This is a genomic window from Bosea beijingensis (assembly GCF_030758975.1).
Lineage (GTDB): Bacteria > Pseudomonadota > Alphaproteobacteria > Rhizobiales > Beijerinckiaceae > Allobosea > Allobosea beijingensis.
Genome location: NZ_CP132359.1, coordinates 1774353 through 1789348 on the forward strand (window position 1 = coordinate 1774353; position 14996 = coordinate 1789348).

Annotated in this window: 13 protein-coding genes and 1 tRNA gene; 6 read left to right on the forward strand and 8 right to left on the reverse strand. The window is 65.3% G+C overall.

The features are described 5' to 3' along the window. Nucleotides 1-14: 14 nt before the first annotated feature. The 4 genes from Q9235_RS08625 to Q9235_RS08640 form a co-directional block, all read right to left on the reverse strand. Nucleotides 15-1085, reverse strand: coding sequence for a DNA polymerase III subunit delta' (locus Q9235_RS08625; protein ID WP_306226407.1), 1071 nt, complete (start codon nt 1083-1085; stop codon nt 15-17). Between the two features lie 87 nt (nt 1086-1172). Further along, nucleotides 1173-1838: a dTMP kinase gene (tmk, locus tag Q9235_RS08630; RefSeq protein ID WP_306226409.1), complete on the reverse strand. Its 666-nt coding sequence runs from the start codon at nt 1836-1838 to the stop codon at nt 1173-1175. 9 nt (nt 1839-1847) lie between these two features. Beyond that, nucleotides 1848-3068, reverse strand: coding sequence for a D-alanyl-D-alanine carboxypeptidase family protein (locus tag Q9235_RS08635; RefSeq protein ID WP_306226411.1), 1221 nt, complete (start codon nt 3066-3068; stop codon nt 1848-1850). A 45-nt stretch (nt 3069-3113) separates the two neighbouring features. Next, entirely contained in the window at nt 3114-4178 is a 1065-nt protein-coding gene (locus tag Q9235_RS08640; RefSeq protein ID WP_306226412.1) for a septal ring lytic transglycosylase RlpA family protein, read from the reverse strand. 698 nt (nt 4179-4876) lie between these two features. Between Q9235_RS08640 and Q9235_RS08645 the strand changes: the two genes are divergently transcribed. Together Q9235_RS08645 and Q9235_RS08650 are read left to right on the forward strand one after the other, a co-directional pair. Continuing rightward, nucleotides 4877-6361, forward strand: a complete 1485-nt coding sequence (locus tag Q9235_RS08645; protein ID WP_306226413.1) for a DNA cytosine methyltransferase — start codon at nt 4877-4879, stop codon at nt 6359-6361. Next, a complete protein-coding gene (locus tag Q9235_RS08650; protein WP_306226414.1) occupies nt 6354-7421 on the forward strand; it encodes a hypothetical protein in 1068 nt (355 codons plus the stop codon). The genes Q9235_RS08645 and Q9235_RS08650 overlap by 8 nt, the downstream gene beginning before the upstream one ends. 356 nt (nt 7422-7777) lie before the next feature. Here the strand turns inward: Q9235_RS08650 and Q9235_RS08655 are convergent. Next, nucleotides 7778-7867 (reverse strand) — tRNA-Ser (locus tag Q9235_RS08655). Nucleotides 7868-8493: 626 nt separating this feature from the next. Here Q9235_RS08655 and Q9235_RS08660 point away from each other — a divergent pair. The 3 genes from Q9235_RS08660 (at nt 8494) to Q9235_RS08670 (ending at nt 11699) form a co-directional block, all read left to right on the forward strand. Then, on the forward strand, nt 8494-10281 hold the full coding sequence (locus tag Q9235_RS08660) for a peptide ABC transporter substrate-binding protein (protein ID WP_306226415.1): 1788 nt from the start codon (nt 8494-8496) through the stop codon (nt 10279-10281). A 226-nt stretch (nt 10282-10507) separates the two neighbouring features. Continuing rightward, nucleotides 10508-11482 carry a Bug family tripartite tricarboxylate transporter substrate binding protein gene (locus tag Q9235_RS08665; protein WP_306226416.1) on the forward strand — a complete coding sequence of 325 codons (975 nt, stop codon included), beginning with the start codon at nt 10508-10510 and terminating at the stop codon, nt 11480-11482. A gap of 64 nt (nt 11483-11546) precedes the next feature. Beyond that, complete coding sequence (locus tag Q9235_RS08670; RefSeq protein ID WP_306226417.1) at nt 11547-11699, forward strand: hypothetical protein; 153 nt, start codon at nt 11547-11549, stop codon at nt 11697-11699. A gap of 19 nt (nt 11700-11718) precedes the next feature. Here Q9235_RS08670 and Q9235_RS08675 read toward each other — a convergent pair whose 3' ends face one another. Further along, entirely contained in the window at nt 11719-12294 is a 576-nt protein-coding gene (locus tag Q9235_RS08675; RefSeq protein ID WP_306226418.1) for a regulatory protein RecX, read from the reverse strand. Nucleotide 12295: 1 nt separating this feature from the next. After that, a complete protein-coding gene (arfB, locus tag Q9235_RS08680) occupies nt 12296-12715 on the reverse strand; it encodes an alternative ribosome rescue aminoacyl-tRNA hydrolase ArfB (RefSeq protein WP_306226419.1) in 420 nt (139 codons plus the stop codon). A gap of 100 nt (nt 12716-12815) precedes the next feature. Here arfB and mazG point away from each other — a divergent pair, with 100 nt between their 5' ends. Further along, nucleotides 12816-13652, forward strand: coding sequence for a nucleoside triphosphate pyrophosphohydrolase (gene mazG / locus Q9235_RS08685; protein ID WP_306226420.1), 837 nt, complete (start codon nt 12816-12818; stop codon nt 13650-13652). A gap of 12 nt (nt 13653-13664) precedes the next feature. Here mazG and hflX read toward each other — a convergent pair whose 3' ends face one another. After that, complete coding sequence (hflX, locus tag Q9235_RS08690; protein ID WP_306228165.1) at nt 13665-14993, reverse strand: GTPase HflX; 1329 nt, start codon at nt 14991-14993, stop codon at nt 13665-13667. Nucleotides 14994-14996: the final 3 nt, after the last annotated feature.

Below are 14996 nucleotides of genomic sequence, written 5' to 3' on the forward strand. Positions count from 1 at the left end.
CCGAAAGCTTCGCTTCACGCTGCGCGCGAGCGGGACACCGCAGACGACAGATCATGAAACAGGGTCATCACCAGCGGGCGGCGGTCGAGATTATAGGTTTCGACCTCGCGCGCCTGCTGTCCAAGCTTTTCCCATACCTCCGCCAGCGGTGCAAGGCGCGCCGGTTGCGCCGCAGCATGCGCGTGGAGATGGTCGGAGATCCAGCCCTGGACGGTCTCGATCATCACTGCGAAATCGCGCTCACCCGCCTTGCCGGCGACATCCTCGGCCAGCGCCATCAGGGCGGCGAGGTCGATCTGCGGGAGGGCATCGAGCCGCGCCCTTACCGCCTCGACCAGCGCCAGCGTCTCGGGATCGACATAGGTCAGCGCGCGACGCACCGAACCCTCGGACAGGCTTGCGGCACGCCGTAAAGCCGAGGCGTCGAAGGGCATTTCCATGCGCTCCAGCGCCAACCGGCCGGCCTCCGTGACATCGGCCTCGGCCAGCGGATCGAAGGTCAGCAATCGGCAGCGCGAGCGGATCGTCGGCAGCATCCGCCCCGGCGCATGCGCGACGATCAGGAACAGCGCCCGCGGCGGCGGCTCCTCCAGCAGTTTGAGCAGGGCGTTGGCGGCCGAACGCTCCATGTCCTCGGCCGAGTCTACGATGCAGACACGCCAGCCACCCTCCGCCGCGCTCGATCCGAAGCGGTCGATCACGCGCCGGATCGAATCGACCGGGATGTTGCTCGTGTAGCTCTTGCCGTCCGGCTTCGGGATGCGGCGCAGCACATGCAGGTCGGGATGGGACTGCGCCATCACCCGCCGCGTCGCCGGATCGTTCTCGGGCATTGCGAGTTCGGTGCAGCGAGCCGCCCTCGTCTGCGGATCGCCCGCGGCGAGCAGGAAGCGCGCGGCGCGATAGGCGAAGCTTGCCTTGCCGATGCCCTCAGGCCCGCCGAGCAGCCAGGCATGGTGCATGCGGCCCGAGCGCAGAGCGTCGAGGAAAGTCCGTTCGCGCTCGGCATGGCCGACGAGCGCCAGCGTCTCGCGCGGATGCGGCGCATTCGGCAGCCGGTCGGGTTCGTCGCTGGTCGCTAGCATCAGGTGTCCGGGTCTATAGCATCGGACCGAAAAGTGGAATCCACTTTTCGGACAAATCCGATGCGATAACAATGTGATAGATCATCGTTATAGCGTCCGATAGGACGCGCGATGATCTAGGGGCAGGCGCTCGCGCAGGATATGCCACGCGGCTTCGGCGAGCGCCTCGGGAGGCAGCGTCGCATCGAGCACGGCGCAGCGCTGCGGTTCGTCGCTCGCGATATCCAGATAGGCTTGGCGCAGATTGCGATGGAAGGCCAGCGTCTCGCCCTCGAAACGGTCGACCGCCTCGCCCGGCCGGCGGCGTTTGGCGGCGCGAGCAAGGCCGATCTCGGGATCGAGATCGAGGATCAGCGTCAATTCCGGCATCAGGCCGGAGATCGTCACGGTTTCCAGCTCGGCCAGCACAACCTTGTCGAGCTTGCCGAGCACGCCTTGATAGACCCGCGTCGAATCGATGAAGCGGTCGCAGATCACCCACTCGCCGCGCATGAGCGCCGGGCGGATCAGGCTGTCGATATGGTCGATCCGGGCAGCCGAGAACATCAGCGCCTCGGCGAAGGGGCCGTAATCCCGCGCCTGCCCGGCCAGGATCATCTCGCGGATCGCCTCGGCCTTGGGCGAGCCGCCGGGCTCGCGCGTCGTCCGCGCAGTGAGGCCGGCGGCGTCGAGGCGTTCGCTCAGCGCGCGCGCCAGCGTCGACTTGCCGGCGCCCTCCCCGCCTTCGAGCGTGATGAAACGTCCCTTGCTCACCCGACCTGCTCAGCTCCGGCTCAGCGCCTTGCGAACCCAGCCTGTCGTGGCTTCGAACAGCGCATCCAGCGCCCGGCTCTGCAAGGTGCCCGCCTGCACGCTCTCGGCCGCGTAGAGCGGAATGTCCAGCGTCTTGATGTCGCCGCGCGTCACCACGAGCCGCGCCACCTCCGTGCCCTCCTGGACGGGCACCGCGAGCGGGCCGCGGTAGATGATCCGCGCCGCCAGCCGCTCGGTGCCGCCGCGCGGCAGCAACAGGCTGACCGCGCTCTTGCTCCGGAGCGCGACGCGGCCCTTCTCGCCGCCATAGACGCTGGCCTCGCCCACCGTCTCGCCGGCGGCGAAGAGCTGACGGCGCTCGAAGGCGCGAAAACCCCACTCGAGCAGCTTGCGGGCTTCCGCGGCCCGGTCGCGCCCGGTCTTCAGGCCGTTCACCACCACGATCAGCCGCTGGCCGTTCTGCACGGCGGAGCCCACGAGCCCGAAGCCCGACTCGTCGATATTGCCGGTCTTGAGACCATCGGCGCCGATATCCATCGTCAGCAGCGGGTTGCGGTTCTGCTGGCGGATCTTGTTCCAGGTGAATTCGCGCTGGCCGAAGATCTTGTAGAGCTCGGGATAGGTCTTGATGATGTGGTCGGCGAGCAGGGCGAGCTCGCGCGCCGTCACCCGCTGCTGCGGGTCGGGCATGCCGGTCGCGTTGCGGAAGACGGATTTCGTCAGGCCGAGCCCCCTCACCCGCTCGGTCATGATCCGCCCGAAGGTCGGCTCGTCGCCGGCGATGGCCTCGGCCAGCGCGATCGAGGCGTCGTTGCCGGACTGGACGATGATGCCGTGCAGGATGTCGACGAGCTTGATCCGGCTGTTGATGATCGCGAACATCGCCGAGCCGCCTGAGGGCGCGCCGCCCTTGCGCCAGGCATTCTCGGAAATGCCGATCTCGCTGTCGAGCGAGAGCCGGCCGGCATTGATGTCCTGGAAGGCGACGAGCACCGTCGCGAGCTTGGCCATGCTCGCCGGCACCATCAACTCGTCGGCCGCCTTCTCGTAAAGCACCGCCCCGGTATCTGAATCGAGCAGCACGGCAAAGGGCGCCTGCGACTGGAAGCTCTGGGCGAAGGCCGCAGAGCCGCAGAAGACCAACCCGAGGAGAAGAAGGAGACCGGCCGCCAGCCGACGAACCGCCTGCGGCGGCGCGGCAGTCCCTGACAAACGGCGAAAGGCGCTCATGCCTCGATGTGAAGCAGAGCGCCCGCCATCAGGTCAAGCCAGAGATCAGTTCCGCGCGAGCGGCTGCAGGGTCTGCGGCGCGAGCTTGTTGAGCGGATGGGTCTTGGCAAGGCGCTCGCCCGCGCCTTTCTCCGGCGCGGCGAACAGGCTGGCACGCATCGGCGGCAAGGTGGTCCGCAGCGTCGCGGGAACCGCAACGGGCTTGGCCGCGTTGGCAATGGTGTCGAGATCGAACGGTCGGTTTGGCGGGAGAGGCGCAGCGCGCACAGACGTCACTTCGACCGGCGTCGAGGCGGCTGACGCCAAGGTCGCGACGACCGGGGTCGACGACGTGATTACGCGCGGCTGCTGCGGCGCATAGGCCTGCACGATAGGCGGCGTGACCAGCGGCGCGGGTTCTGGCTCGACGGCCGGCTGCGCGTCGACATCGGCGCTGCGCGTGCGCGAGGTGGCGACGGGCTCTGCGCTCGCGACCATGGTCCGGGCGCTCGTGCCGGGGATCGGCGCCGGCGATCCGTCGGTCCGCAGGGTAGCAAGAAGCAGCTTGTCGTCGGAGCCGGCGAGCGAGGCCTGGCCGAGATATTCCATCTTGATCCGCGCCGTGCCGAGATGGCGGAAGGCGAGCGCATCGGCGGTGGTCTGCGAGAGATCCATCATGCGGCCGCCATGGAACGGCCCGCGATCGTTGACGCGCACGATGATCGAACGGCTGTTCATCAGGTTGGTCACGCGGGCATAGGCCGGCAGCGGCATGGTCGGATGTGCGGCCGACACGCTGAAGCGATCATAGACCTCGCCATTGGCGGTGCGGCGGCCATGGAAGGCTTCGCCATACCAGGAGGCCATGCCGACCTGCGTGAAGCCGACCGGCTTCTCGAATGGCGTATAGCGCTTGCCGGCTACGGAATAGGCCTTGCCGACGAGCTGGCGGCCACCGCCTTTCGGCACCTCTTCACCTTCGGCCACGACGCGTTGGCTGGCAGCACCGTATTTCGACTGCGGGAACGCGCCGATTTCCTTGGAGCGACGACCGGCGGTCTGGTTGCTGGCGCAGTTCGCCGCGAGCAGCCCGACGAGAATGACACAGCCCATGCGGACTACGGTCGGCATGGAAGAAGACGCTGGCATCGGCCCGGACATCGCGAAATGGGTCCCCTTGGCCGAAAAGCGAGCGTCTTGAGTCATTCCGCCAATTCCGCTTTCTGCGCCAAAAACATTCTGTCGGCTTCGCCGCCCATAGGCAGCGAAGCCGAGTTTTCGGCCAATTCCGTTAAGGGATCGTTAAGCCGCTAAAATCCGCTGAAAAGCAGATCTCTGAATCGGGCCATCCCTGCGCCGTTGGGCGGCCACAGGAATGTTGGAATTGCGGTGCATGTCAACGCCAGGACGATCGCGACCGGCATTTTTCTGTGCAGCGTGGCGATCAGGACACGGTCCGGACGGGCGCCGACATGATGCGAAAAGCCGTGCGCGCGTGTTGCCCCTCGCCAAGACGCCGACGATTACCCCTCCCTCTTGGCGAAGGCACGCCTCGTCAGCCAGCGGGTATCTTTCTTCTGGCGATCGTGGAGTGGCGCCTCCGTCAACCGTCCGGCTCAGCCGGCCAAACAAACGACCTCAGACACGAACCATATCGAACTCGCAGGGGACACCTGCGGGAACCCTTTGGTGCGCGTTCAGCTCGCCAAGACCGGGGCCTCTGCCGTCCTTCATCTCACCGACTATGCCCGCGTGCTGACCACCATCGGCACCGCCTCTTGGTTCGCGCCTCGTTCCGGCTCGGCGCGTTGTGCCCTGCGGCTTTGCATTTGCATTTTACGACAATGGTCCTGTCGTTGGAGATGTGTACAGAGTGCAAATGGCGCCCGGAACCGGCTGCCGCATTGCAGAGAATCGTCTACATGTTCGGTGCAATGGGCATGTTGTCGTCGGATCGGGTGATCTCTCTTTTTTCGGGGGCAGGCGGCTGCTCCCTCGGCTTTGCGGCTGCGGGGGCGAAGCCTACGGTCGCCGCAGACATCGACGCTGATGCGTGCGAGACCTATCGTAGGAACCTCGAGGTCGAGTGCGATGAGCTTGACCTTTCTTCCGATGCGGCCGTTGCGCGCATCATGGGTCGTGCTGGACCTACTGCGCCATTTGCCATTGTCGGCGGCCCGCCCTGTCAGGGCTTCAGCACGGCTGGCCCTCGGAACGCATCCGACCCACGCAACCGGTTGATCTTCAACTACCTGGAAATCCTACGTCGGCTGCAACCTCGCTGGTTCCTTTTCGAGAACGTCGAGGGCATCCTCACATCCAACGGTGGGCGGGACATCGTGCGTCTGGCGACGGAACTGCGGGCAATGGGCTACGCCTTTCAGCTAGAGAAGGTGAATTTCGCCGGATACGGGCTGCCTCAGACTCGGAAGAGAGTTTTGGTGGTCGGGAATCGCCTAGGGCACCGGTTCGAACTGCCTGCGCCGGAATTCTCATTCGATAGCGGCAAGGCGAAGTCCTACAGCCGCTTGCCGTCGGCCCCGTCCCTTCTCGATTCCATCCGCGACTTGCCTGCACCGGGGACGCTGGATCGCCCACTGCCGTATGACGATGGCACTCCCTCGCCTTTCGCCACCACTCTCCGGGCAGCCAGTGGCATGGTATCGCAGCACTTCGTTCCAAAACGGTCCGACGCTGCGGCAGTTGCCCGCCACCTGCTACCGGGGCAGACGATGAAAGACCTCCCCGAGGAGTTGCAGCACGAGAGTTGGCGCAAGCGCGCCAACCGCCGCGTCAGCGATGGAACGCCTACCGAGAAGCGTGGAGGGGCTCCTGCTGGCTTCAAGCGGCTTAAAGGTGAATTGAACGCGCTTACTATCACGAGCGCAGCTCCGAGGGAGTTCATCCACCCCACAGACGACCGAACCCTGACACTACGGGAGTGCGCACGGCTGCAATCCTTCCCAGACGAGTTCACATTTGCCGGAAAAGCGGTGAGCGTGGCTCGGCAAATCGGTAACGCAATTCCCCCGCTGGCGGGTCGCGTCTTGGCCGAGATGCTGATGCGAGAGGACGGTCGAGCTGGAGGCGGCTCGGGCTTACGCCATGGTGTCTCACCGGGGCTCTTCGGCTTCCACCTGACTGACGCAGGGGCGATGAGCCCTGCACTTGCGCAAACCGCTTCTGCGCTCCAGGCCTTGATGGACCAGGATCACGAGTTGCCCCTAGCGAGAGCCATCAACAAGGGGCAGCCCCTCCTTGACCTGATGAATCAAGATCGCGAATTGCCCCTGGCCGGGGTCATCAATGGCTAAACCACCACTGGAACTCCAAACGCTGGTAACGGCAGCTCGCACGCTGGGTTCGGGCCGAACCGCGCTCTATCTTCCTGACGCAGAGCTGCTCAGCTTGATTGGCCTGATCTTGGCTGACCTCGGAAAGAACGCCTTAGCACAGCAGTTGGGAGACGGCGGAGCGGTAGGCGGGAGCTACTTCCAACGGCCTCTCGCTTCCTTCGAAGTATCGCCGTTCGGGGCCAGGGACTTCTGGGAGGTTCTCCTGAGGTGCCAACAAGAGGTGGAGGACTTCGCGACCTACTTCCGTTGCCTGTGCGAAATCCATAAGCGCCGTCGCAAGTATGACGTGATCCTTTCGAAGCAAGCCTTCCCCACCAGCGACCAAATCGCCCCCCGAGCCTTGCTGGAGTTCGGCCTCTCCGATTCATCGGCCCTCGCGACCTGGCTGACCTGGCGCAAGTGGTTGTTTGATCTGGATAACCGTGCTGGCCAGGAGACCGGCTACCTATTCGAACCGATCCTTTCGGCCGCATTGGGGGGAGTTCCATTCTCGCCCAGGCGCAGCCCTATCAAGCGTGCCGAGCGCCCGACCGACGGCCGCCAAGTCGATTGCATCGTTGGCTGCGACGCTTATGAATTCAAAATCCGCGTTACCATCGCCGCAAGCGGCCAGGGGCGGTGGTCGGAAGAGTTGGCCTTCCCGGTCGATTGCAGGGCTTCGGGCTTCAACCCAATATTGGTCGTCTTGGACCCGACACCAAACCCGAGGCTGACCGACTTGTCCGCTGCCTTCGTTGCGGCTGGCGGGTCAGTTTATATTGGCCAGGATGCGTGGGCACACCTCGAACAGAGGGCTGGTCCAACTATGGCGGTGTTCCTTGAGACCTATGTCCGGCGGCCCGTCGCCAATATCTCGGATCTGATGCAGGCACCTGCCAACATGACCTTACGCTCTGTGCCGGGTGGCGATGTTTGCTTAACGTTCGATCTTCCTGCGGGAGCTTACGAACGGCGCATCGTCAGAGCCGCTAGCGTCCTCATTCAAGAAGACCCCGATGAGGATGATCTAGAGCCCTGAGTGTGTGTGCCTAGTCGGTGCTGCTGGAACGCGCATGTCAACCGGCGATGCCCATCTTGGCCAAGCACGCTATGACCTTGACGTTTGGCTAGACGGGACGGGCGGCGAGGAGCTGCTGATGCAGCCTCCTTACGAGCTGCGGGAGTGAATCGTTTTTGCTCGCATGAACAAGACCGGAGCGGGCATGACGACCCAACGACCGCCGAGCCGTTCTAGGAATCGCTTTTTTGAGCCCCGAGAAGCACCGATTCTTGGGGGTAGGCTTGGGTACATTCTTAGAGACTTCTTGGGTCTACGTTGAAATAGGCCCGATCCAACCCATTGATTTATAGATATTAATTAAACGGTGGAATTTCTGGCGGAAGGGGTGGGATTCGAACCCACGGTGGGCTTGCACCCACGGCGGTTTTCAAGACCGCTGCCTTAAACCACTCGGCCACCCTTCCGGTGCGCGTTCATTGCCGGTCGGAGCGCCGATTTGCAAGCGGAAGATCGCGATGCGGCCCGGCCGCGGAGCGGAGGCGGGATACAGCCGTCACCGGCTCGTCACGCGGCTATCGCGGCCGGAGCCACCAGGCGGCGCGCCGCCCACCTTACCGGGATCGATGGAATCGAAGGTGGGATCGCCCTCTGCCGCCGCGACGCTGCGGAGCGGCTCTTTCCGAGCCTCGCCGCCTGCCGGGGCCAAGCGCCCGCTGGTGAAGAAAAAGGCACTCAACCCCACAAGGAAGATGAACGTAGCGTATCGCGTGAACATTGAACTCCCCAGCGCATGTTCGCGAGAAGAGCATCGGGCCGGAACCCTCAAATTGACTTCAATCCGGAGTGTAAAATTGTGCTCAATCCGGCTTTTTCTGCTGCGGATCGATTGTCCTCGCCGAGGGGGCATGGCTCCAGGCCATCGCCGGCAGCGTTGTCCGGACTGCGGCGATGCGAAGCGACGGCATTACCGACATTATAGGCCTATTCGCTGACTGGACGGCCGCGCCCGGCCATGCATTGCTGGCGCGCCAACGAAAACACGGCATCGAATGCCGGGGGCAGCAATTGCTGAAAAAGGTGGAGGGAACCCATGAAGGAAGAGGAAATCCGCGGCCTGGTCGCGGGTGTGAAGGACGGTTCGCTGTCGCGACGATCCTTCATCCAGAAGATGGCGGCTGTCGGAATCACGGCGCCGATGGCGACGCAGATCCTGGCCTGGAACGACGTTGCGATGGCCCAGCCGGCCGACCCTTACAAGCCGACCAAGGCCGGCGGCGGCGGACCGCTGAAGATCCTGCTCTGGCAGGCCCCGACGCTGCTGAACCCGCATTTCGCTTCGGGTACCAAGGACCAGATCGCCTCGCGCATCTTCTTCGAGCCGCTGGCCGGCTGGGACAAGGACGGCAACCTGATCCCGCAGCTTGCCGCGGAAATCCCGAGCAAGGCCAATGGCGGCCTTTCCGCCGATGGCAAGGAAGTGATCTGGAAGCTGAAGAAGGACGTGCAATGGCATGACGGCAAGCCGTTCACGGCCGATGACGCCGTCTTCACCTGGGAATATGCCGCCGACCCGGCGACCGCCGCCTACACCACCGGCTCCTATGCCAACATCAAGGTCGAGAAGATCGACAGCCACACCATCAAGGTGATCTTCAAGGAAGCGACGCCGTTCTGGGCCGATCCCTTCGTCGGCGTCGCCGGCATGATCATCCCGAAGCACCATTTCGGCGACTACAAGGGCGCCAAGTCGCGCGAGGCCCCGGCCAATCTCAAGCCGGTCGGCACCGGCCCCTACAAGTTCGTCGACTTCAAGCCCGGCGATATCGTGCTCGGCGCGCGCAACGAGAATTACCACGTCAAGAACAAGCCGCAGTTCGACACGCTCGAGGTCAAGGGCGGCGGTGACGCGGTCTCGGCGGCGCGTGCCGTCCTGCAGACCGGCGAATACGACTATGCCTGGAACCTGCAGGTCGAGGACGAGGTCCTCAAGCGCATGGAGGCCGGCGGCCGCGGCAAGGTCGTGGCGGTGAAGGGCGGCGACGTCGAGTTCATCATCCTGAACACGACCGATCCCTGGACCGAGGTCGACGGCGAGCGCTCCAGCGTCAAGACCAAGCATCCTTCGCTCAGCGATCCGGCCGTGCGACAGGCGATGAACCTGCTGATCGACCGCGATTCGATCGAGAAGTTCATCTATGGCCGCGGCGGCGTCGCCACCGCGAGCTTCGTCAACGAGCCCAAGCAGTTCAAGTCGACCAAGCTCAAGTATGAGTTCAACATCGACAAGGCCAACAAGATCCTCGACGATGCCGGCTGGAAGAAGGGCGCCGACGGCATCCGCGAGAAGGATGGCAAGAAGCTCAAATACGTCTTCCAGACCTCGATCAATGCCCCGCGCCAGAAGACCCAGGCGATCATCAAGCAGGCCTGCCAGCGCGCCGGCATCGATCTCGAGCTGAAGTCGGTCACGGCCTCGGTGTATTTCTCGTCGGACGTCGCCAACCCGGACACCTACACCAAGCTGTACTGCGACATGGAGATGTACACCACGACGCAGCCGCAGCCCGATCCGGAGCGCTTCCTCAACCAGCTCGTCTCCTGGGAGATCGCCAACAAGGAGAACAAATGGCTGGGACGCAACGTCTCGCGCTACTCGGACCCGGCTGCTGACGAGGCTTACAAGGCCGCCCAGAAGGAGCTCGACCCGGCCAAGCGCGCCGCGCTCCTGATCAAGGTCAACGACATCTTCTGTGAGGCCAACGTCATCCTGCCGATCCTGTCGCGCACGGTCGTTGGCGCCTCCGCCAACAGCCTGACGCCCGACATCTCCGGCTGGGAGGTCACGACCTGGAACCTGGCGAGCTGGTATCGGAGCTGATCGCCATCGATCGTGCGGAGGCCGGATCATCGTCCGGCCTCCGTTCGAAATCCGCCCTCGGCCCCAATCTTCGCCGAGGAGTGCCTTTCTGCATTTGGGTTGCCTCGGCCGCGCCCGGCATCGCTCAGCCCAGCGGCATGATCGGCTTCCCTCCCCGTGCTCCTGAACCCCGCCTGCCACGAAGGCGGGGGACGACAAGCGCCGCATCAAGGGAGAAGCATCCACAATGACGACGAAACGAGATCTGATCCTCGCGACCGCCGCCTTTGCGCTGCTGGCGGCTGCGCCGGCACTGGCCGATACCTGGCCGCAGCGGCCAATCACCTTCATCGTGCCCTTCCCGGCCGGCGGCGGCACCGACACCTTCGCAAGACCTCTTGCCGCCCAGCTCGACCAGCAGCTCAGCCAGCGCATCATCATCGAGAATCGCGGCGGCGCCGGCGGCACGGTCGGCGCCTCGGCCGCAGCGAAAGCCAAGCCCGACGGCTACACATTCTTCGTCGGAGCGGCGCATCACGCCATCGCGCCGGCGCTCTACCCCAAGCTCGACTACAACATCCAGACCGATTTCATCCCGATCGCAGTCATCGCCCAGCCGCCGCAGGTCATCGTCGTGCATCCCGGCAAGGTCCAGGCCAAGACCGTGGCCGAGCTGGTCGAGTTCGCGAGGAAGAACCCGGAGAAACTGAACTACGCCTCGGCCGGCAACGGCACGACGCATCATCTCGCCGGCGAGCTCTTCCAGATCTCGACCAAGACGAAGATGACCCATGTGCCCTATCGCGGCGCCGGTCCCGCCTTGCAGGATACGGTCGCCGGGCAGGTCGACCTGCTGTTCGACGGCCTCGGCTCCTCGGCCGCCCAGATCCAGAGCGGCGCGCTGCGGGCATTGGCCGTCGCGGCTCCCACCCGCTCCGAAGCCGTGCCGAATGTGCCGACCGCCAAGGAAGCCGGCCTGGAAGGCTTCGAGGTCTCGACCTGGTATGCGCTCTGGGCGCCGAAGGGTACGCCGCCGGAGATCGTGACCCGGATGCGCGAAGAAGTGCAGAAATCGCTCAAGACGCCGGCGATCGAGGCCGTCTGGAAGAAAAGCGGCTCGCCGATGCCGAGCCTGACCGGCGAGGAGTTCGGCAAGTTCGTCACGGCCGAGGTCGAGCGCTGGGGCAAGGTCGTCAAGGAGGCGCAGGTCAAACTGGAGTGAGACCGGCGGTTCCCTCGCCCTCCCTTGCTCAAGCGACCCGCAGCAGGGGCCTGATGTGAAAGGGATGGAGCTGAAGAGGCTGGTCGTGATCGGCCTGGCGATCGCGCTGGCAGCGTTTGCTGCGCTGTTGGCGGTGGGCATCTTCACCGACTTCGCGACCGTGCCCTGTCAGGATGGGGCGTGGGACGCGACCCGGCAGCGCTGCATCCCGACCTGAGCCGCACGGAACCACACCGTCAAGGCTCCGTGCCGTCGCCCATGTCCTCATCTCCCCTGCCGTCGATGACGGCGCGGGCAACGGTGATCGTGAAGCCGGCCCGCACCAGCGCTGCGAGATCCTTCTGGCGGCTCGCTCCCCGGTCACCGCGCGACCATGGGCCGAGCCGCTTGCGCCGCGCCGCCTTCCGGGCGGCAGCCAGTTCCTCCTCGTCCCCGACATTGCTGGCGCGTGCCGCAAGTTCGCGTCCTACGCCCTTCGCGGCGAGCGTGGCAGCCACGGCGCGCGCCGAGCGGCCACGGCGCCGGAGCGTCGCAGCCCTCGCCTCGGCGAAACGCTGGTCGTCGACCAGCCCCGATGCGATGCAGCGCGAGACCACCTCGTCGAGCGTGGCCGCATGCGCTGCCGGGTCCTCGCCATGATGGCGGCAGCTCAAAGCGACCTTGCGCGCCAGAACCCTGCGTAGCTGCGCGGCCGGCGCGGAATAGCGTTCGAGATAATGCAGCGCCGCGCGCTGGAGATAATCGGGCGTGATCCGCCGCGGAGCCCGGGCCGGGCTCGCGCCCTGCCCTCGCCTGTCGTCTTGACCCGCCATGCTAGTCGGAGGCCGGCTTCTGCCGGCCGGCTTTGACGCCGGAACGCTTTTCCTTGGACGCGAGTCGGCGTTCCTTCGAGGCCTTGGTCGGCTTCGTCGCGCGGCGAACCTGTGGACGCACGGCGGCGGCCCGGATCAATTCCAGCAGGCGCTCCACTGCCTCCTCGCGATTGCGCTTCTGGCTGCGATGGGCCTGCGCGACGATGACGATCACGCCCTCCTGCGTCAGCTTGCTCCCGGCGAGCTTCATCAGGCGGATCGCAACATCGTTCGGCAGCGACGGCGAACGGCGCACGTCGAAGCGGATCTGAACCGCGCTCGACACCTTGTTGACGTGCTGGCCGCCCGGACCGGAGGCGCGCACGAAGCTTTCCTCGATCTCGCTCTCGTCGATCGCGATGGACGGGGTGGCTTGAATCATGGGAGGAGGATTATCAAAGTTTTGCGCATTGCCTCAGCGAAAAACCGGCTCCCGCTTCTTCGCGCAAGGCTCCGCCTGCAATCACGGAGACATGAAAGCGTTGAAGCCTTCTCGCGAGATCGATGGCCTGATCGCGATCATGGCCGCGCTGCGCACACCGGGCAGCGGCTGCCCCTGGGACCTGGAGCAGGATTTCGCCTCGGTCTCGCCCTACACCGTCGAAGAGGCCTATGAGGTCGCCGATGCGATCGCCCGCGGCGACAAGCTCGACCTCAGGGACGAACTCGGCGACCTGCTGCTGCAGGTCGTGTTCCATGCCCGCATGGCCGAGGAGGAAGGCTCGTTCGCCTTCCCCGACGTGGTCGAGGCGATCACCGGCAAATTGATCCGCCGGCACCCGCATGTCTTCGGCGACGCGCGCAATCTCTCGCCTGCCGAGGTGAAAGTGCTCTGGCATCGGATCAAAGCGCAGGAGAAGGCCGCCAGGATGGCCGCACGCGAGGCGGCTGGCCTGCCGCCGCAGGCGGAGGAGCGCGGGGTGCTCGCCGGCGTGCCGCACACCTTGCCGGCGCTGACCCGCGCCTGGAAATTGCAGGCCCGCGCCTCCACCGTCGGCTTCGACTGGAACGATGCCCGCCTCGTGCTCGACAAGATCCGCGAGGAGACGGCCGAGATCGACGAGGCGCTGACCGGCGGCGACAAGGCCGCGATCCATGAGGAGATCGGCGATCTGCTCTTCGTCGTCGCCAATCTCGCGCGCCATGCCGACGCCGACCCGGAAGGCTGCCTCGCCGCAGCCAACGCCAAGTTCGAGCGCCGCTTCAAGGCGATTGAGGAGGCGCTGGAAGCCGAGGGCCGGACGGCGAAGGACGCGAGCCTCGACGAGATGGAAGCGCTCTGGCAGGCGGTGAAGAAGCGGGAGAAAGCGGCCGGATAGCGGCGGCAGGGCTTATCCCTGCCGCGCAGCCTCCGGAAACCGCGCCGTGAAAGCCCCTTCCCGCTCGGGCGGCAGACGCACAACGAGCTTCAGCCCGCCATCCTCACCATCCTCGCGCCGAAGGATTTCGCCATTGGCATGCAGCCAGGCGAGCGACTTGCCGTCTCCCGGCGCGAGTTCCAGCGTGTAGACCGGGCGGCTATGCGCGATCCGCGTCTCGATCGAACGCGTCAGGCGCTCGATGCCCTCGCCGGTCAATGCCGAGACCAGCACCGGGCGCGATCCATCCGGCCTGAGCGTCGCAATGCCGAGCTGGCGTTCGCGCTCTGCGGGATCGAGCAGGTCGGCCTTGTTCCAGACCTCGATGACGCGCTGGCCGTCGTCCGGGTTGATACCGAGATCGCGCAGGATAGCCTGCACGTCGGCGGCCTGCGCCTGTGTGTCCTCATGCGCGACGTCGCGGACATGCAGCAAGACGTCGGCTTCGATCGCATCCTCCAGCGTTGCGCGGAAAGCGGCGACGAGCTGCGTCGGCAGGTCGGAGATGAAGCCGACCGTGTCGGAGAGCATGATCCGCGCGCCATGCGGCAGCTTGATCGCGCGCGCCGTCGGGTCGAGCGTGGCGAAGAGCATGTCCTGCGCCAGGACATCGGCCGAGGTCAGCCGGTTGAACAGCGTCGACTTGCCGGCATTGGTATAGCCGACCAGCGCAACGATCGGATAAGGCACGCGTTTCCGGCTGGCGCGATGCAGCGAGCGGGTGCGCTTCACGCTCTCCAGATCGCGCTCGATCTTGGTCATCCGCTCCTGGATGATGCGGCGGTCGGCCTCGATCTGGGTTTCGCCGGGGCCGCCGAGGAAGCCGAAGCCGCCGCGCTGGCGTTCAAGGTGGGTCCAGGACCGCACCAACCGGCTCTTCTGGTAGTTGAGATGCGCGAGCTCGACCTGGAGCGCGCCCTCCTTGGTGCGCGCCCGCCGGCCGAAGATCTCGAGGATCAGGCCGGTGCGGTCGATGACCTTGCAGCCGAAGGCCTTTTCGAGATTGCGCTGCTGGACCGGCGACAGGGCGCAGTCCATCACGACGAGCCCGATCTCCTCGATCTTGATGCGCTCGGCCAGCTCCTCGACCTTGCCCTTGCCGAGATAGGTCGCGGGGCGCAACGCGGTCAGCAGCACCTGCACCGGCTCGACCACGGTGAGGTCGATCGCCGCGGCGAGGCCGACAGCCTCGTCCAGCCGCGCCGCGAAGGAACGCTGGTTGGCATCGACGGCGATGCCGCGCTTCTGAAGATAGGGTCCCACGACGAAGGCGCGCGTATTCGCCGCGATGTCGCGTTCGATCTC